Origin of the sequence: Nonomuraea sp. MG754425, assembly GCF_021699195.1 — a bacterium.
GTDB lineage: Bacteria > Actinomycetota > Actinomycetes > Streptosporangiales > Streptosporangiaceae > Nonomuraea.
This window is the reverse complement of the sequence record NZ_SSXE01000013.1, coordinates 65866-83173: the sequence shown is the minus strand read 5'-3', so window position 1 is coordinate 83173 and position 17308 is coordinate 65866. Positions and strand designations below refer to the sequence as shown.

Annotated in this window: 16 protein-coding genes; 11 read left to right on the top strand and 5 right to left on the bottom strand. The window is 71.1% G+C overall.

Going from position 1 to position 17308, the window contains the following annotated elements; all coding sequences use genetic code 11:
- Positions 1-304 precede the first annotated feature (304 nt).
- From FAF44_RS07005 to FAF44_RS06995, 3 genes are read left to right on the top strand one after another with little or no spacing between them, the layout of a single operon-like run.
- The gene (locus FAF44_RS07005) at positions 305-889 is read left to right on the top strand and encodes a TetR/AcrR family transcriptional regulator (RefSeq protein ID WP_237102202.1); all 585 of its coding nucleotides are present in this window, start codon (positions 305-307) and stop codon (positions 887-889) included.
- On the top strand, positions 886-1035 hold the full coding sequence (locus FAF44_RS07000) for a hypothetical protein (protein ID WP_237102201.1): 150 nt from the start codon (positions 886-888) through the stop codon (positions 1033-1035). The genes FAF44_RS07005 and FAF44_RS07000 overlap by 4 nt, the downstream gene beginning before the upstream one ends.
- Positions 1032-1274 carry a hypothetical protein gene (locus tag FAF44_RS06995; protein WP_237102200.1) on the top strand — a complete coding sequence of 81 codons (243 nt, stop codon included), beginning with the start codon at positions 1032-1034 and terminating at the stop codon, positions 1272-1274. The genes FAF44_RS07000 and FAF44_RS06995 overlap by 4 nt, the downstream gene beginning before the upstream one ends.
- A gap of 4 nt (positions 1275-1278) precedes the next feature.
- Here the strand turns inward: FAF44_RS06995 and FAF44_RS06990 are convergent, their stop codons facing one another.
- On the bottom strand, positions 1279-2058 hold the full coding sequence (locus FAF44_RS06990; protein ID WP_237102199.1) for an alpha/beta fold hydrolase: 780 nt from the start codon (positions 2056-2058) through the stop codon (positions 1279-1281).
- A gap of 79 nt (positions 2059-2137) precedes the next feature.
- On the opposite strand from FAF44_RS06990, the gene FAF44_RS06985 reads away from it, so the two are divergent.
- Positions 2138-2554, top strand: coding sequence for a YciI family protein (locus tag FAF44_RS06985; protein ID WP_237102198.1), 417 nt, complete (start codon positions 2138-2140; stop codon positions 2552-2554).
- Positions 2555-2562: 8 nt separating this feature from the next.
- Positions 2563-3834 (top strand): RNA polymerase sigma factor, encoded by a 1272-nt coding sequence (locus FAF44_RS06980; RefSeq protein ID WP_237102197.1) that lies wholly within the window; start codon positions 2563-2565, stop codon positions 3832-3834.
- A 241-nt stretch (positions 3835-4075) separates the two neighbouring features.
- Here the strand turns inward: FAF44_RS06980 and FAF44_RS06975 are convergent, their stop codons facing one another.
- From FAF44_RS06975 to FAF44_RS06965, 3 genes are all read right to left on the bottom strand, one after another.
- Positions 4076-5011 carry a DUF5996 family protein gene (locus FAF44_RS06975; RefSeq protein ID WP_237102196.1) on the bottom strand — a complete coding sequence of 312 codons (936 nt, stop codon included), beginning with the start codon at positions 5009-5011 and terminating at the stop codon, positions 4076-4078.
- 121 nt (positions 5012-5132) lie between these two features.
- Positions 5133-6347, bottom strand: a complete 1215-nt coding sequence (locus FAF44_RS06970) for a hypothetical protein (RefSeq protein WP_237102195.1) — start codon at positions 6345-6347, stop codon at positions 5133-5135.
- A 112-nt stretch (positions 6348-6459) separates the two neighbouring features.
- On the bottom strand, positions 6460-8121 hold the full coding sequence (locus FAF44_RS06965; protein ID WP_237102194.1) for a dolichyl-phosphate-mannose--protein mannosyltransferase: 1662 nt from the start codon (positions 8119-8121) through the stop codon (positions 6460-6462).
- Between the two features lie 78 nt (positions 8122-8199).
- Here FAF44_RS06965 and rsmI point away from each other — a divergent pair, with 78 nt between their 5' ends.
- Both rsmI and FAF44_RS06955 read left to right on the top strand, forming a co-directional pair.
- Positions 8200-9048 (top strand): 16S rRNA (cytidine(1402)-2'-O)-methyltransferase, encoded by an 849-nt coding sequence (rsmI, locus tag FAF44_RS06960; protein ID WP_237102193.1) that lies wholly within the window; start codon positions 8200-8202, stop codon positions 9046-9048.
- A 10-nt stretch (positions 9049-9058) separates the two neighbouring features.
- Positions 9059-10612, top strand: a complete 1554-nt coding sequence (locus FAF44_RS06955) for a dolichyl-phosphate-mannose--protein mannosyltransferase (protein WP_237102192.1) — start codon at positions 9059-9061, stop codon at positions 10610-10612.
- Here FAF44_RS06955 and FAF44_RS06950 read toward each other — a convergent pair.
- Positions 10548-12095 carry a hypothetical protein gene (locus FAF44_RS06950; protein ID WP_237102191.1) on the bottom strand — a complete coding sequence of 516 codons (1548 nt, stop codon included), beginning with the start codon at positions 12093-12095 and terminating at the stop codon, positions 10548-10550. The two genes, FAF44_RS06955 and FAF44_RS06950, sit on opposite strands and share 65 nt — an antisense overlap.
- 99 nt (positions 12096-12194) lie before the next feature.
- Between FAF44_RS06950 and FAF44_RS06945 the strand changes: the two genes are divergently transcribed.
- From FAF44_RS06945 to FAF44_RS06930, 4 genes are all read left to right on the top strand, one after another.
- Positions 12195-13415, top strand: a complete 1221-nt coding sequence (locus tag FAF44_RS06945) for a glycosyltransferase family 2 protein (RefSeq protein WP_237102190.1) — start codon at positions 12195-12197, stop codon at positions 13413-13415.
- 146 nt (positions 13416-13561) lie between these two features.
- Positions 13562-15343 carry a methionine--tRNA ligase gene (gene metG, locus FAF44_RS06940; RefSeq protein WP_237102189.1) on the top strand — a complete coding sequence of 594 codons (1782 nt, stop codon included), beginning with the start codon at positions 13562-13564 and terminating at the stop codon, positions 15341-15343.
- Positions 15344-15407: 64 nt separating this feature from the next.
- Complete coding sequence (locus tag FAF44_RS06935) at positions 15408-16262, top strand: TatD family hydrolase (protein WP_237102188.1); 855 nt, start codon at positions 15408-15410, stop codon at positions 16260-16262.
- A gap of 83 nt (positions 16263-16345) precedes the next feature.
- On the top strand, positions 16346-17296 hold the full coding sequence (locus FAF44_RS06930) for a resuscitation-promoting factor (RefSeq protein WP_237102187.1): 951 nt from the start codon (positions 16346-16348) through the stop codon (positions 17294-17296).
- Positions 17297-17308: the final 12 nt, after the last annotated feature.

Sequence of the window (17308 nt, the reverse complement as noted above, 5' to 3'; positions counted from 1 at the left end):
CCGCCCCGCGACTCGTGGAAGCGCACGATCACGTCGCCGCTCCCGTCGTCGGCCAGCTTCACCGCCGTCACCACGACGGCGTCGTCGTCCACCGTGACCCGGTGATCCGGCTGGCGAGAGCGCCCATGGCGAAGACCCGCCGCGAGGGGCGGGGGCAGCGGCGCGAAACAGCCACCGGACGACCGGTGGCTAGCGTCTTGATGCCTCTGGGCTGGACATACGAGGCAACCTAGCAAGCCCGCGCGTGAGTGGTCCACCGGTTATCCGCTAACCTGGAATGGTCGTTCCAAGTTGGGAGCAGCCGATGCCGGACGTGAAACATTTCGATCCCGACGCCGTGCTGGAGCAGGTGGAGCGCCTGTTCTGGCGGCGCGGGGCGGCCACCACGGGCATCTCGGACGTCGTGGCGGCGACCGGCCTGAGCCGCTCCAGCCTGTACGCCACCTACGGCGGCAAGCAGGACCTCTACCTCAAGGCCCTGCGCCGCTACGTCGAACGGCGCTCGGAGCCGGTCTTCCGCGCCCTGGCCGAGGACGGGCGCGGCCTGCCCGCCATCGCCGCGTTCTTCGACCGGCTGATCGAGACCCGCTGCGCCGGCGAGCACGCACGCTGGGGCTGCATGATCGCCAACGGCCACGCCGAGGCGGCGACCCTGGAGGTGCGCGCCGTGCTCGACCGGCACCACGACGGGCTGCGCGCGGCCATGCGCGCCGCGCTGGCCGCGGCCAGGCTGCGCCCCGGCCTCGACCCGGACGCCGCCGCCGAGCAGCTCACCCTGCTCGCCTACGGGGTGAACCTCCGCTCTCGGGCCGGGGCCGAGGCCGCCGCCCTGCGCGACGGCGTCCGCGCCGCACTCGACTCCCTGACACAGCGAGGAGAAACCGCATGACCACCAGGCCGCACGTCGTGATCTTCGACGTGAACGAGACGCTGACCGACATGGAGCCGCTGCGGGCCAGGTTCGAGGACGTGGGGCCGCGGGCATCCTGCGCCGCGAGGGCCTGCTCGACCTGGTCGAGGCGACGCTCGACGTGAGCGGCCCGCGCGCGTGGAAGCCCGCCGGAGCCGCCTACGAGTACGCCGTGGGCCGGGCCGGCGTGCGGCCCGCCCAGGCGGCCCTGGTCGCCGTGCACCCGTGGGACGTCGACGGGGCCCAGCGGGCCGGCCTGACGGGGGCGTACCTGGACCGGCGCGGCGGGCCGTACCCGGGCGTGATGGGCGTCCCGCACGTCTCGGCCCCCGACCTGGGGGCGCTGGCGGCCAGGTGGCGGTGACCGCTCAGGCGTGCCGTCGCAGGAACTCCAGCACCAGCGGGCTCGCCACCTGCCGGAACTCCTCGAAGTAGGCGTGCCGGGCCCCCTCGATCAGCCGCAGTTCGGCCCCCGGAATCCGGCCGGCCAGCAGCGGGGCGTTGGCCGCCGGGTTGAAGACGTCGTCGGTGCCGTGCACGACCAGCGTGGGCGCGGTGATGCCGGGCAGCACGTCCCAGGCGTCGTGGCCCGCGCTGGCGGCCAGATGACGGCGGCGTGCGTGGGCGGGCATGCCGGGGTCGCCGGTCGTCCGGTACGGGCCGGGATGCGTGGCCAGCCAGCCGGGCGTGTACATCAGCTCCAGCAGCGCCCGATCGGCGGCGGCGCGGTCGGGCTGGGCCAGCGACCTGCGTACGTCGTTGCTCCGCTCCACCCCGTGGGAGCCGCCCGGTGAGCTGCAGCCGAGCACCAGCGCCCCGACCCGCGAGGCGTGCTCGGCCGCCAGCCACTGGGCCACCCGGCCGCCCATCGACGTGCCGTACACGTGCGCCTGCCGCACGCCGGCCGCGTCGAGCACGGCCACCACGTCGGCCGCGAACCCGCGCGTGCTGTACGGCTCGTCGGGCTTGTCGCTGTCGCCCGTGCCGCGGTAGTCGAGGGTGATGGTCTGGAAGGCGTCGAAGTCGGCGCGTACGGAGTCCCACCAGCGGTGGTCGTTGGCCTGCCCCTGCAGCAGCACGAGCGCTCGCCCATGGCCGCGGACCTGGTAGGACAGCTTCACTCCGCCGGGGGTGGTTGCGAATGACACGTCTTCGATGGTGCCATGTCCGGTGCGCCGCCCCGGCTCCGACGTCCCTGTTGAAAGCCCACGAGAGAGGACCGCACCCATGAAGTACATGATCCTTTCGTACGCCTCCCAGCAGGACTACGACGAGATGTCCGGCAAGGACGCCGGCCGCGGCCCCTGGTCGCCGGAGGACATGGAGGCCATGACGACGTTCATGACGACCGTCAACAGGGAACTGGAGGAGTCCGGCGAACTGGTCGAGACCCGCGGCCTGGCCGCGCCGGTGCACACCCGCAGGGTCGGCATGCGGGACGGCGCCGCCTACGTGACCGACGGCCCGTACGCCGAGACCCAGGAGGTGCTGGCCGGCTACTGGATCGTGGAGTGCGAGAGCTTCGACCGGGCCGTCGAGATCGCGGGCCGCCTGGGCCGCTGCCCGGCACCCGGCGGCGCCGACGTCAACGCCTTCGCCGACATCAGGCCGATCGTCGAGTCGGCCGACGACCTGGGGTTCTGATCGCCGCCATGGCGGACGAGGACCTGCTGCGCAAGCTGGCGCCGCAGGTCCTCGGCGCGCTCGTCCGGCGCTTCGGGCATTTCGACACGGCCGAGGACGCCGTCCAGGAGGCGCTGCTCGCGGCGGCCACGCAATGGCCGCGCGACGGCGTCCCGGACGACCCGCGCGCCTGGCTCATCACGGTGGCCGCGCGCCGCCTGACCGACCTGCTCCGGGCCGAGCAGGCACGCCGCCGCCGCGAGGACGCCGTCGCCGCCCGCGTCCTGCCGGACGACCGCCTGGCCCCGCCCGCCGACCGGCGGGCCGCCGCGCCGGACGACACGCTCGTGCTGCTGTTCATGTGCTGCCATCCGTCGCTGTCGCCGTCCTCGCAGATCGCGCTCACGCTGCGCGCGGTCGGCGGCCTGAGCACGCCGGAGATCGCCCGCGCCTTCATGGTCTCCGAGGCCACGATGACCCGCCGCATCACCCGGGCCAAGCAGCGGGTCAAGGACAGCGGCGTGCCGTTCCGCCTGCCCTCGCCCGCCGAGCGCGCCCGGCGCACGGACGCGGTGCTGCACGTGCTCTACCTGATCTTCAACGAGGGGTACGCCAGCACGTCGGGCCCCGACCTGCACCGCGCCGAGCTGGCGGCGGAGGCGATCAGGCTGGCTCGCATGGTGCTCCGGCTGCTGCCCGGCGATGCCGAGGCGGCGGGGCTGCTGGCCCTCATGCTGCTCACCGACGCCCGCCGCCCCGCCCGCACCGGCCCCGACGGCGCGCTGATCCCGATGGCCGAGCAGGACCGCTCGCGGTGGCACGCGGGCTTCATCGCCGAGGGCGTCGAGCTGGTCACGAACGCGCTCGCGCGCGGCAGGCCGGGCCCGTACCAGGTCCAGGCGGCGATCGCGGCCCTGCACGACGAGGCGCCGACCGCGGAGGAGACCGACTGGCCGCAGATCGCGGCCCTGTACGCGCTGCTGCGGCGCGGCTCGGACAACCCCATGGTGGCGCTCAACCACGCCGTCGCCGTGGCCATGTCCGAGGGCCCGGCCGCCGGGCTCGACGCCCTCGAACGCCTGCGGCACGACGACCGGCTGGCCGGCGACCACCGGCCGATCGCGGTCCGCGCGCACCTGCTGGAGATGTCCGGCGACCACGCGGGCGCCCGCGCGGCGTACGAGGAGGCGGCGCAGCGGGCCATGAGCCTGCCCCAGCAGCGGTACCTGCGCACCAGGGCCGCCCGGCTGACCGGACCGGGCACGCCCCACGACGCCGATCCGCCCCACCCGGTGGCGTGACGGGCCGGCCGCCGGGCGGGACCCCGCCCGGCGGCCGGTGATCGATCCTCGTGGCGCGGGAATGGATCGCGCCGGGGTGTGGTTACATGTCTCGTGGCCGGTGTGCCCAGTGTCCCCGGGCCTCACCTATTGCCTTCGCGGACTACCGTTCGGCTGGAGCCGCGTTGTGCCTTTCGCCGAGAGGCGACACGCACACCGGTACGCACTCGTCGGGCGCCCGCTCTCCACGGAGGGCGGGCGCTCACGTGTGTGGCCGCCAGTACGGATCCGTGACACCGCCGGGAGAGGCCAGCGTCTCGGCGTCGAGCCCGGTCAGCCGGGCCCCCGCGTGGTAGGCGCTGTCCAGGAACTCCAGCACGCCCCCCACCGGGTCCTCCATGCCTCGGACGTCGTCGTAGCGCAGCACGGCCAGATGGCTGCCCCTGGCGGGGAGCCACTCGGCCGCGCCGGGGCGCAGCGGCTCGCGTTCCAGGCCCTCGGGCTCCGGCGCGGTGTAGGAGTAGAAGGCCGGCCACGGCCGCTCCTTGTCGCCGAACCAGAACCCCGAGCTGATCACCTCCCAGCTATACGCCTCCCGCGTGACCGGATCGGTTTCCGGCGAGACCTTGACCACCCGCCCGGTGAACCGGCTGACCGCGATGTCGAAGGTGTGCCAGAAGTGGTGCACGGGGCTCGTCTTGCCGGCGAAGTCGGCGGCGAAGCGGTCCAGGAGTTGCACCACCTGCGACAGGATCCGCCAGTACCGGTTGATGAGCACCGGGTCGTAGCGTGCGTGCAGCGTGTCGTCGGCGAACGGTGTGTCGTCGCCCAGGTCGAACGGCACCGCCCAGATCTCCGGCCGGATCCCCAGACCCTCCAGGGTCTCGAAGAGCCGTTCGTAGAACGAGGCGACCGAGCGGCCGATCAGGCTGAACTCGGCGCTGCGGCCGTCGGACACGTCCACCACGAGCCGGTGACGGACGAGGTCGAAGTCGACGCAGAACAGCGGTTGTTCGCCCAGCCCGCCCATCGGCCGGGTGGTGAGCCCCCGGCCGGTCGGGTGGAACGGCACCTGCCACCAGTGGTTGCGCCGGTTGCTGGATGCCAGCCGGATCTTGCCCACGATCTGCGCGAACCTGTGAAAGGTCTCCTTTGCTTCCGTCCACTCCGCGAGCGGCATGGCCGGGAACAGCTCCATGACGGCCCCCTCCGACGTAGCGCATTTCCCGACAATCGTAACTACTCGGAGTATTCGGGCGGTTCCCCGGGGTCGCACACGGCCCGGACCCGCGCAGGGAACGGGCCGCGCGCGACCGCCGTCAGGCTGAGCTGACGTACTTCCTGGGCCGCAGGGCGTGGGCCCGCAGCGCCGCCAGGGCCGCGAGCTGCCCGGAGCGGTCCATTCGCACCGCCAGCTCGTCGCTGAACGCCAGCCCCAGCGCCGTGAGCTGGGAAACCAGGTCGGTCACCGGGCCCGAGACGTCCTCCAGGCTCGTCGCCGGATGCCAGCCCTCGCCGCCCACCACCTCGGCCACCCGCTCGCGCAGCTTGGCGGGCGACATCAGCGTGCCGTCGGCCAGCAGCATCAGCGCCGCCTCCCTGGCCGACACCTCGAACTCGTGCTCGCCCTTGGCCAGCAGCAGCCGGGTGACCGCCGACCACATGGCCGACTTCGACTTCAGCAGCCGTCGGCCGTAGTCGGTGATCGACAGCCTGGCGCCCTCGCGGCGGATCGCGCCCAGCTCCCGCTCGGCCAGGTCACGCAGCCGCAGCGCCTCGGGCGAGGGCGCCAGCCGCAGCGGCAGGCTCTCCCCGGAGGCCGCCACGGACAGCAGCCGATGCAGCGCCGGCAGCGGCTGCGCGGACACCGGGGCGTGCAGGCGCACCTCGAACGGCTGCGCCAGCTCCCGCCTGGCCGGGCCACGCCCCAGCACCCAGCGGTTGAGCCGCTCGCCGTGCACCCGGTTGAGCCAACTGTCGCCGCCCAGGTCGGCGCGCGGCTCGGTGAGCCAGCGCCGGGTCAGGGCGGTCCGATCGACGCTCTCGCCGGCCACGATCGCCAGTTCGAGCGCGGCGGAGCAGGCGATGTGCGCGCCCAGCTCCTCAGGGCCCATGATCATGCTCCACTGCAGCTCGGGCACGTCGGGCGGGAGCACACCCGTGGCCTCCAGCGCCTGCTGGTAGGTGGTCGTGCCGGCGTCCTCGCCCTCAAGGGCGTAGGTACGCAGGATCTTCACGGTGGTCGGGGACTCACACAACGCGGCGTATCGGTCCATGCCGCCGAGCTGGAGCAACTGTCCCAGCGAACGCGCCAGGCGCTCCATGTCTCCGCTTGATCTGGCCGGCCCGGCGGCAGGGGGCGCGACCTTGAGCGGCAACGTGTACCAGAGGAACTCGCAGACGTCGAGCTGGGTCACCGTCTCCAGCGGCTCCCCACCCGTCAACCATTCGACGGCGGTCCTGGCCTCCTCGGCCAGATCCGGCTGAGATCGCTCCAACTCGGCGAGAAGGGCGGTGACATCCGGTGCACTCATGCCTCGAAGTTTGCCGTATCGACCCCGGGCCTGACGATGACCGAATCCGGTGCGTATCGGGTCTTGCACAGCGACTACCTAAGAAATCCCTATCGGGCCGACGGTAACGTGATCATATCCATCGCTTCTCGAACAACATGCGGGCCTTCCAGTCCACGTAGGGGATCAGCTCGCCGGACAGAACGGGGTGCAACCACCAGAAGTTGATCAGCGCGAGCAACGCGAACGCACCCACGACGGCGGCCCCCAGCGTACGCCGCACCGGCACGGGGGCCATGCCCATGCGCGTGGCCATGCCGATGAACTTCGGCGCGTTCGGCCCGATCAGCAGCCCCGCGCACAACGTGATGGCCAGCACCATGAACGGCACCATCGGAATGGCGTAGAACAGGAACATCGTCCGGTTGTCGGCGAGGGCGAAGTAGAACCACGGCAGCCAGCCCATGCCGTAGGCCAGCAGCACCGCCCCGGCCCGCCAGTCGCGCGAGGAGACGTACCACGCGATCAGGGTCACCAGCGCGACCAGCGCGCCGAACCAGATCACCGGCGTGCCCACGCCGAGCACCGCCTCCGAGCAGTCCTTGACGCCACAGGCGTTCTGCCTGCTCTCGCCCTCGTAGTAGAAGGCGACCGGACGCAGCAGCAGCGGCCACGACCACGGCTCGGACATGTACGGATGCGAGGTCTCCAGGCCGCTGTGGAAGGTGAACACCTGCCACTGGTACTTCACCCAGGAGCGCATCGAGTCGATGACGAAGAAGAGCGGGTTGCCCGCCGAGGTGGCCTGGTCCCAGTTGCGGCCGTAACCGCCGGCGGTGACGAACCAGCCCGTCCAGGTGGCCATGTACGCCGCGAACGGCACGACCCCGAACGCCAGCGCCCCCTGCGGCACGTCCTTGCTGAACGCCCCCACGTACGGCTGGCGCAGCCCCACGGCGCGGCGGGCGCCGAAGTCCCACAGCAGCGACATGATCGCGAACGCGACCGCGAACGCCAGGCCCGACCACTTGACCGACATCGCGAAGGCCAGGCACACCCCGGCCCCGATCCGCCACCACCTGATGCCCAGCGACGGGCCCTGCGGGGCGATCGGCGAGTCTTCGTACCAGGTGACCAGCCGCTCACGGGCCTGATCGCGGTCGACCACCAGGCAGGCGAACGCGGCCAGCACCCAGAACATCAGGAAGATGTCCAGCAGCGCCGTACGGGAGAGCACGAAGTGCAGGCCGTCGAGCGCCAGCAGCAGGCCCGCGAAGCAGCCGAGCAGCGTCGAGCGGGTCATCCTGCGCGCCACCCTGGCCAGGACGAGGATGGACAGCGTGCCGATCACGGCGGCGGCGAAGCGCCAGCCGAACGGGTTGAGCCCGAACAGCCACTCGCCCACGCCGATCATCCACTTGCCCATCGGCGGGTGCACGACGTAGGAGGCGCACTTGTCCAGCTCCTGCGCGCACGACTGCCAGATGTCGGTGTTGCCGGCGATGATCGCCTTGTCGGCGTCCTTGATCGTGACGTGCTCGACCCCGTGCGTGATGAGCGAGAAGGCGTCCTTCATGTAGTACGTCTCGTCGAACACCACGGCCTTGGGATGGCCGAGCTGGATGAACCGGAGGATCCCGCCGAACAGGGTGACGATCAGCGGCCCGAGCCACCCCCACAACACGCTCCCGCGCAGGGGCGGGACGATCCGATCGCGTACGGACCGCGCCTTGGGTTGGCTCTCGCCGACCTCCGAGCTCTCGTAGGCCTGGTACGGGGAATCGGTCACCGCCATTCGGACATCGTACGGGCCCCAGAGCGGTGTTTACCCAAGAAACACGGTCTAATTGGGATGCCCTGCCACAATGGTCAGGTGACTGGGAACGGCAGGTTGGTGCTGGCAGGAGCCCCCATCGGTCAGGCGGGAGACGTCTCGCCGCGGCTGCGTGAGTTGCTCGCGGACGCGGACGTGGTGGCCGCCGAGGACACCAGGCGGCTGCGCAGGCTCGCCGCCGACCTCGGCGTCGAGCTGCGGGGCCGGGTGGTCTCCTACTACGACCAGAACGAGGCGGGCCGCGCCCAGGAACTGGTCGAGACGCTGAAGCAGGGCCAGACGGTCGTGGTGATCACCGACGCGGGCATGCCGGGCGTGTCGGACCCCGGTTACCGGCTGACGCAGCTCGCGATCGAGGCGGGCGTCACCGTCACCGCGCTGCCGGGGCCGAGCGCCGTCACCACCGCGCTGGCCGTGTCGGGGCTGGCCAGCGACCGGTTCTGCTTCGAGGGCTTCCCGCCGCGCAAGACCGGCGAGCGGGCCCGCCGCCTGGGCGCGCTGGCCGCCGAGGAGCGCACAATGGTGTTCTTCGAGTCGCCGCACCGGCTGACCGAGTCGCTGAAGGCGATGGCCGAGGCGTTCGGGCCGGACCGGCGGGCCGCGGTGTGCCGGGAGCTGACCAAGACCTACGAGGAGGTGCGCAGGGGCGGGCTCGCCGAGCTGGCCGAATGGTCGGCCCCGGGCGTCAAGGGCGAGATCACGGTCGTCGTCGCCGGCCACGCGCCGGGCGAGGCCGAGCCCGACCTCGGCGCGCTGGCCGCGGAGGTCGAGCGCAGGGTGGCCGAGGGGGAGCGACGCAGCCTCGTCGTGGCCGACGTGGCCAAGGGAGCGGGCGTGCCCAAACGCGAGCTGTACGACCTGGTGCACCGGAAGACCGCCACGCCATAGGGTGCGCATCGTGACGAACTGGGGGGCGTCGGCGCGGCGGCTCGTCCCGCCGATGCAGGGCGGCGCCCTCGCGGGCTGGATGTGGCCGATCGCGGTGGCGGTCTTCGGCGGCCTGCTGCGTTTCGTCCGGCTCGGCGAGCCCAGGGCCGTCGTCTTCGACGAGACCTACTACATCAAGGACGCCTACTCGCTGATCACCTTCGGCGTCGAGACGGCCACGCTCGGCGACGCCGAGAACCCCGTCGCCGACCGGCGGCTGCTGGCCGGCAACCTGGACATCTTCCGGCAGTGCGGGCAGCCGTCCGACTGCGCCTCCTTCGTCGCCCACCCGCCCCTGGGCAAGTGGATGATCGGCGTGGGGGAGTGGCTGTTCGGGATGGACCCGTTCGGCTGGCGCTTCGCGGCGGCACTGGCCGGCACGCTGTCCATCCTGATCATGGCCAGGGTGGCGCGCAGGATGACCCGCTCGACCCTGCTCGGCTGCCTCGGCGGGCTGCTGCTCGCGCTCGACGGCTTACACCTGGTGCTGTCGCGGACGGCGCTGCTGGACATCTTCCTCATGTTCTGGGTGCTCGCCGGGTTCGCCTGCCTGGTGGCCGACCGCGACCAGGCCCGCGCGCGGCTGGTCGCCCGGTGTGCGAACCCGCCGCACTTCCGATGGTGGCGGCCGGCGGCCGGGGCCTGCCTGGGGGCGGCCTGCGCGGTCAAGTGGTCGGGCGTCTTCTTCCTCATCGCCTTCGCCGTGCTGTCACTCATGTGGGACGCGGGCGCGCGGCGGGCGCTGGGGCTGCCCCGGAAGACGCTGTCGTACGACTTACCCGGCGCGCTCGGGGCCATGACGCTCGTGCCCGCGCTGGTCTTCACCGCCTCCTGGACCGGCTGGTTCGTCTCCGCCGACGGCTGGGGCCGCAACTGGGACCGCGCCACCTCCGGCGGGCCGGTGTTCTTCGTGATCGACTCGCTCCGGTCGTGGACGCGGTACCAGATGGAGGTGCTGGGCTTCCACAGCGGCCTGGACGACTACCACCCGTACATGTCGGAGCCCTGGCAGTGGCCGCTGCTGTTACGCCCGGTCTCCTTCCACTACCCCTCCGACCTGCCGCCGGAGACCTGCGGGGCCGCCAAGTGCGCGCAGGCCGTGCTCGGCGTCGGCACCCCCGCCCTCTGGTACGCCGCCGTCCTCGCGCTGGTCGGGCTCGTCGCCTGGTACGTCTCCTCCCGCGACTGGCGGGCCGGGGCGGTGCTGCTGGCCTTCGCGGCCGGCTGGCTGCCGTGGTTCTACTACGCCATCGCCGACAACCGCACGATGTACCTCTTCTACATGATCCCCGTGGTGCCGTTCATGGTGCTGGCCCTCGTGCTCGTGGCGGGGCTCGTCATCGGCAGGAGCGACGCCCCGGCCACCCGCCGGGCGATCGGGGCCGCGGTGGCCGGCGCGTTCGCGCTCGTGGTGCTGGTCGACTTCTGGTGGCTCTACCCCGTGCTGACCGCCGAGACGATCACCCAGGCGCAGTGGTGGACTCGGATGTTGCTGGGCTCCTGGGCGAGCGCCGCCCCCAGGTGACGCCCCTGCGCAGCGTGATCGCCGCCGCGACGCAGGCCAGGGGCACGGCCGGAAGCACGTAGCGGTAGTCGAACTCCGCCGTGGCCGCCGGGGCCAGCAGCAGGCCGACCGCGCCCAGCCACGGCAGCACCACCGGGCCGCCGAACTTGCGCCAGCGCACCGCGACGCCGTACAGGCCGATCAGCAGGATGCCGCCGACCACGATGCCGCGCAGGTAGAAGACCTTCTGGTAGTTGCTCATGATCGTCGCCCACGGCTGCACGACCCGGGTCTCCGGCGGGCCCTGCTCGTAGCTGAAGGCGTCGGTGTCGGTGCGCCCGCCCGCGTACGAGGCCCACTTCGGCAGCCGCTTGGGCTGGCCGGTGTCGTCCAGTTCCACGTAAGGCTTGAACTGGTACATGTTGTAAGTCGACTCGTCGGGGAAGCGTGGACGTGACCAGTGAAAGGAGCGGAAGAAATCGCGCGCCACGACCTTCAGATAGTCACCGGGCTGCGACAGGATCGCCCGCGTGGCGAACTTGCTCGCCGCGTCGTTGGTGATCTCGCTCCACTTCTTGTTGATGCCCCACCGGTGCAGCACCTCGCCGGTGCCGGTGCCGTCGCCGTTGCCCTGCCCCCACAGGTACCACTGGGCGTAGTCCTTGCGCTGGCTCACCGGGTCGTTGATGCACAGCAGCAGGAGCTGGACCTCTTTGTACTTGTCGATGTCCATCTTGTTGCAGTCGGCGAAGATGGCCGTGCGCATGTAGAGGATGAGCCCGTCGCTGTTGGTCATCGCGAACTTGCCGTACGCCGCGGCGAACCACCCCATGTACGCCATCACCGGGATCGCGCAGGCCGTGAGCACCGCCACGATCGGCCGCCAGCCGGTGCGCTTGACCAGCAGGTAGAGCACCACCAGCGCCAGGATCGGCAGCCCGATCGAGCGGGTCAGCCAGGTCAGCGCCAGCAGCAGGCCCACGACCGCGCCCGCCTGCCAGGTCAGCCGCCGCTTCCACAGCACCATCGTGATCACGCCCACCACGAGCAGCATGAACAGGGTGTCGGACATCACCATCTGTTCGAGCTGGATCTGGTAGGCGTCGAACAGCACCGGCGCCGCCGCGAGCGTGGCCCCCCACTTGGGCAGCCGGAACTTGATCCGCAGCAGCGCGTAGATCAGGCACGCGGTGGCCAGCCCCATGAGGTGCTGGGTGAAGACCAGCAGGCTGAAGCTGTGGAACGGCTGGAGCAACATCAGCCAGAAGCTGTAGCCGTCGGGCCTGATCGGGTGCGGCCGTGGGTGCAACGCCACCGAGACGTACTCGTAGGAGTCGTTGAACCACATGGCCGGGCCGTAGCCGAGCATGGTGACGAGCCGCAGCACGGCGCCCACGCCGAAGGCCACGGCGAACACCCGATGCCTGCCCACCATGGCCAACAGACGTGCCGTCCTGCCAGGGGCGGAGTTGTCCACAGGAGTGGTCTCCGCGACGCTCACCATGCTGTAAAGAATGCCAGTCGTTTCCAGGTCTGTGCCCGAGCACGAGCGGGTTCAGGGCATGATGGTTGACTGGATGAGCCTTAACTGAAGGGTAGACACGTGGAACTGACGGTGGTCATGCCCTGCCTCAATGAGGCGGAGACCGTGGAAGTCTGTGTGCGCAAGGCACTCGCGTGCATGGCGGAGCACGGCATCGAGGGCGAAGTGCTGATCGCCGACAACGGCAGCACGGACGGCTCGCAACAGCTTGCCCGTGACGCCGGGGCCCGCGTGGTGCACGTGGACGACAAGGGCTACGGCAACGCCCTCATTGGCGGCATCCGGGCGGCTCGCGGCAAATACGTCATCATGGGCGATGCCGACGACTCCTATGACTTCACCGCGCTGCTGCCGTTCGTCGAGCAGCTTCGCGACGGTGCCGATCTGGTGATGGGCAACCGTTTCAAGGGCGGCATCGCCCCCGGCGCCATGCCGCCGCTGCACCGCTATCTCGGCAACCCGGTGCTGTCGTTCGTCGGGCGGTTGTTCTTCCCGTCGGCGATCGGCGACTTCCACTGCGGCCTGCGGGGCTTCAGGCGCGACTCGATCCTGCGGCTGCAGCTCCAGACGGGCGGCATGGAGTTCGCCTCCGAGATGGTGGTCCGCGCCACGCTGTCCGGCCTCGACGTGCGCGAGGTCCCGACCACGCTCTCGCCCGACGGCCGCTCCCGCCCGCCGCACCTGCGCTCCTGGCGCGACGGCTGGCGTCACCTGCGCTTCCTGCTGCTCTACAGCCCGAAGTGGCTGTTCTTCTACCCCGGCGTGCTGATGATGGTCGTCGGGCTCGTGGCGGGCACGGCGCTGGTGTTCGGCCCGGTGCAGATCGGCGAGCTGGCCTTCGACGTCGACACCCTGGTCGGATCGGCCGCCCTGGTGGTGATCGGCTTCCAGGCGGCGCTGTTCGCCGTGTTCACCAAGGTGTACGCGGCGGAGGAGGGCTTCCTGCCCGAGTCGCCACGCATCCGGCGGCTGATCGACATCGTCAGCCTGGAGAAGGGCCTGGTCGTCGGCGGGCTGCTGGCGCTGGCCGGTCTCGTCGGCCTGGTGATGTCGCTGGCGCACTGGCAGGTGCGCAGCTTCGGCGAGCTCAACCCGCGCGAGTCGCTGCGTCTCGTGGTGCCGTCCGCGACGGCGCTCATCATGAGCTTCCAGACGATCTTCGCGGCGCTGTTCATCAGCATCCTGGGCATCCGCCGCACCCGCGAGACCTCCATCGACAACGCGGCCGCCGCCGCCGAGGAGGCCGCCGCGGGCATCTCGCTCGAAGAGACGAAGCGCTAGGCGGCCACTCCCGCCTGTCACCGCCGCCGAACCCGTCACCACCGACGGGTTCGGCCGCTGTCGTCCGCGAGACGGCCGGTACGGCCGGTGGGTGAGCACGGCAGCGGGTAACAAATGGCCTTGCGGGAACCCGTAGGCTTGGAACCATGTCCCAGCACATCTTGACCGCCGTTGCGTGGCCGTATGCCAACGGCCCCCGTCACATCGGGCACGTCTCAGGGTTCGGCGTGCCGTCCGACGTCTTCAGCCGTTACCAGCGGATGGCGGGCAACAAGGTGCTGATGGTCTCGGGCACCGACGAGCACGGCACCCCGATCCAGGTCCAGGCCGACAAGGAGGGCGTGAGCGCCAGGGAACTGGCCGACCGCTACAACCGGGTCATCGCCGAAGACCTGACCGGCCTCGGCCTGTCCTACGACCTGTTCACCCGGACGACCACGAAGAACCACTACGCCGTCACGCAGGCCATCTTCAAGGGCCTCTACGACAACGGCTACATCTTCCCCAAGACCACGATGGGCGCGATCTCGCCCTCGACCGGCCGTACCCTGCCCGACCGCTACATCGAGGGCACCTGCCCCATCTGCGGCTACGACGGCGCGCGCGGCGACCAGTGCGACAACTGCGGCAACCAGCTCGACCCGATCGAGCTCATCAACCCGGTCAGCCGGATCAACGGCGAGACGCCCACGTTCGTCGAGACCGAGCACTTCATGCTCGACCTGCCCGCCTTCGCCGAGGTGCTCGGCACCTACCTGCAGTCCAAGCAGGGCGAGTGGCGGCCGAACGTGCTGAAGTTCGCGCTCAACCTGCTCGGCGACCTCCAGCCCCGGGCGATCAGCCGCGACCTCGACTGGGGCGTGCCGATCCCGCTCGACGGCTGGCGCGACCAGCCCAACAAGCGCCTGTACGTGTGGTTCGACGCGGTCATCGGCTACCTGTCGGCCTCCATCGAGTGGGCCAGGCGCTCGGGCGACCCCGACGCCTGGCGGCAGTGGTGGCAGAACCCCGAGGCCCGTGGCTACTACTTCATGGGCAAGGACAACATCGTCTTCCACGCCGAGATCTGGCCCGCCATGCTCTTCGGCTACAGCGGCATCGGCGCGCGCGGCGGTTCGCCGGGGGCGCTGGGCGCGCTCGACGTGCCGTCCGAGGTGGTCTCCAGCGAGTTCCTGACGATGGAGGGCAAGAAGTTCTCCTCCTCCCGCCAGATCGTCATCTACGTGCGCGACTTCCTGGCCCGCTACGACGCCGACGCGCTGCGCTACTACATCTCCGTGGCCGGCCCGGAGAACCAGGACACCGACTTCACCTGGCAGGAGTTCGTCAACCGCAACAACGGCGAGCTGGTCGCGGCCTGGGGCAACCTGGTCAACCGGTCCATCTCGATGGCGGCCAAGAACTTCGGGGCCGTGCCCGAGCCCGGCGACCTCACCGACGCCGACCGGGCCCTGCTGGAGCGCTCGCGCCAGGCGTTCGCCCCGGTGGGCGCGGAGCTGGCCCGGTCCAGGTTCAAGAACGCGATCACCGAGGCGTTCGACGTCGTCCGCGAGGCCAACAAGTACCTGGCCGAACAGGAGCCGTGGAAGCTCAAGGACGACCCGGAGCGGCAGAAGTCCATCCTGCACGTGGCGCTGCAGGTGGTCGACGACGCCAAGACGATGCTCACGCCGTTCCTGCCCAGCTCCTCCAACAAGGTCTTCGCCATGCTGGGCGGCGAGGGTGTGTGGGCGGGCATGCCGGAGATCCGCGAGGTCGACGAGGACGGCGGCCCCGCCTACCCGGTGATCACCGGCGAGTACGACGGCGCGGCCCGCTGGGAGCACCGGCCGGTCAAGCCGGGCACCCCGCTGGCGCCGCCCGTGCCGCTGTTCAAGAAGCTCGACCCGAAGGTCGTCGACGAGGAACTGGCCCGCCTGGGCGAGTGACCCGCCGCGTGCCGGGCCTGGCGGGGTGCCGGGCCCGGCGTGCGGGGCGGCTACTTTAGAGGGCGTGACCAAGCTTCCCGCCGCGCCAGAGCCGCTCTCCGCGCCCGTGTTCGACAGCCACTGCCACCTCGACATCATGGTGGGCAACCGGCAGGCGTCGTCGGGCGACCCGGTGGCGCAGGCCGCGCAGGCGGCCTCGGCGAGCGTGCGCGGCATCCTCGACGACGCGCGGGCCGTGGGCGTGACGAGGCTGGTCACGATCGGGTACGACCTGACGTCCTCGCGCTGGAACGCCGACGTGGCGGCCGGGCAGGAGGGCGTCTACGCGGGGGTGGCCATCCACCCGAACGAGGCCCACGAGGCCACCCCGGAGGTGCTGGCCGAGATCGAGGCGCTGGCCGGGCGGCCCGAGGTGCGGGCGGTGGGGGAGACGGGCCTCGACTACTACCGCGACTGGGCGAGCAAGGACGACCAGCACGCGAGCTTCCGGGCGCACGTCGAGATCGCCAAGCGCACCGGCAAGGCGCTGGTCATCCACGACCGCGAGGCGCACGACGACGTGCTGAGGGTGCTGGCCGAGCAGGGCGCGCCGGACAGGGTGGTCTTCCACAGCTTCTCCGGCGACGCCGAGATGGCGAAGAAGTGCGTGGAAGCCGGATATTTCATGTCGTTCTCCGGGCCTGTGACGTACAAGAACGCCGCCTACCTCCGCGAGGCGGCCGAGGTCGCGCCCGCCGAGCTCATCCTGGTCGAGACCGACGCCCCCTACCTGCCGCCGGTCCCGCACCGGGGCAAGCCCAACGCCCCGTATCTCATCCCCATCACCCTGCGCTGCCTGGCCGAGGTCAAAAACATCCATCCTGACCAGCTCTGTGAGGCGATCAGCGTCAACGGAGTCACAGTTTTCGGCGAGTGGTGACCAACTTTTGGTGAACCAGTAGATACGGGGACCGTACCAGCGCTAGCGTTCTCGCGATCCTGCCCCCACACCGGAGGTGGTTCGTGCGAGGAAAGAGGCGTGCGCCCCGACCGCCGATCCCGTGGCGCTCCCCGTGGACGCCGATCGTGTGCGCGGCGGGCGTGCTGGCCGCCGGGGCGCTCGTGGTGGTGTCCCTGCTGGTCAAAGAGGTCATCCTGGTCGTCGACGGCGAGCGCAGGCCGGTCCGGGCGTTCGCCGGGACCGTCCAGGAGGTGCTCGCCCACGCCGGGGTGGACGTGGGCTACGGCGACGTCGTCCGCCCGTCCGCCCGGCAGGAGGTGGACGACGGCACCACGATCGAGGTGCGCCGCGCCCGCCCCCTCACCCTGACCCTCGACGGTCAGACCAGCCAGCACCTGGTCACCGCCACGAACGTGGGCGACGCCCTGGCCGAGCTGGACATCACCCTCGCCGCGAGCAGGCTGTCCGCCCCGCCCGGCGACATGGTGCCGCTGGAGGGCATGGAGCTGACCGTGTACACGCGGCGCAAGGTGTACGTGGTCTCCGGAGCCGCGCGGCTGACCTCACGTACGACCGCCAGGACGGTACGCGAGGTGCTCAAGCAGAAGCGCGTCGTCCTGCGCCGCGGCTACCTGGTGAAACCGCCGCTGAACAGCTTCCCCAAGGACGGCACGGTCATCACGGTCACCCCGCCCCGCACGGTGCCGATCCAGCCCGAGGTGCTGCGGCTCGACTGGGCGGCACTGGCCGAGTGCGAGTCCCGGGGCAACCCGGAGGCGTTCAACGCCGAGGGCCCCTACTACGGCATGTACCAGTTCAGCCTGCCCATGTGGGCGGCCGTGGGCGGCACGGGCCTGCCGACCGCCTGGCCGGAGGAGGAGCAGACGTACCGGGCGCAGCTCCTCTACCAGCAGGTGGGCGGCAGGTGGCAGGGCCAGTGGCCGAGCTGCGGCGACCGCCTGTTCCCCGACCCCGTGGTCACCGCCACAGCCACCCCGGCCGCGGCCGGCTGACGGGCCGTGCCG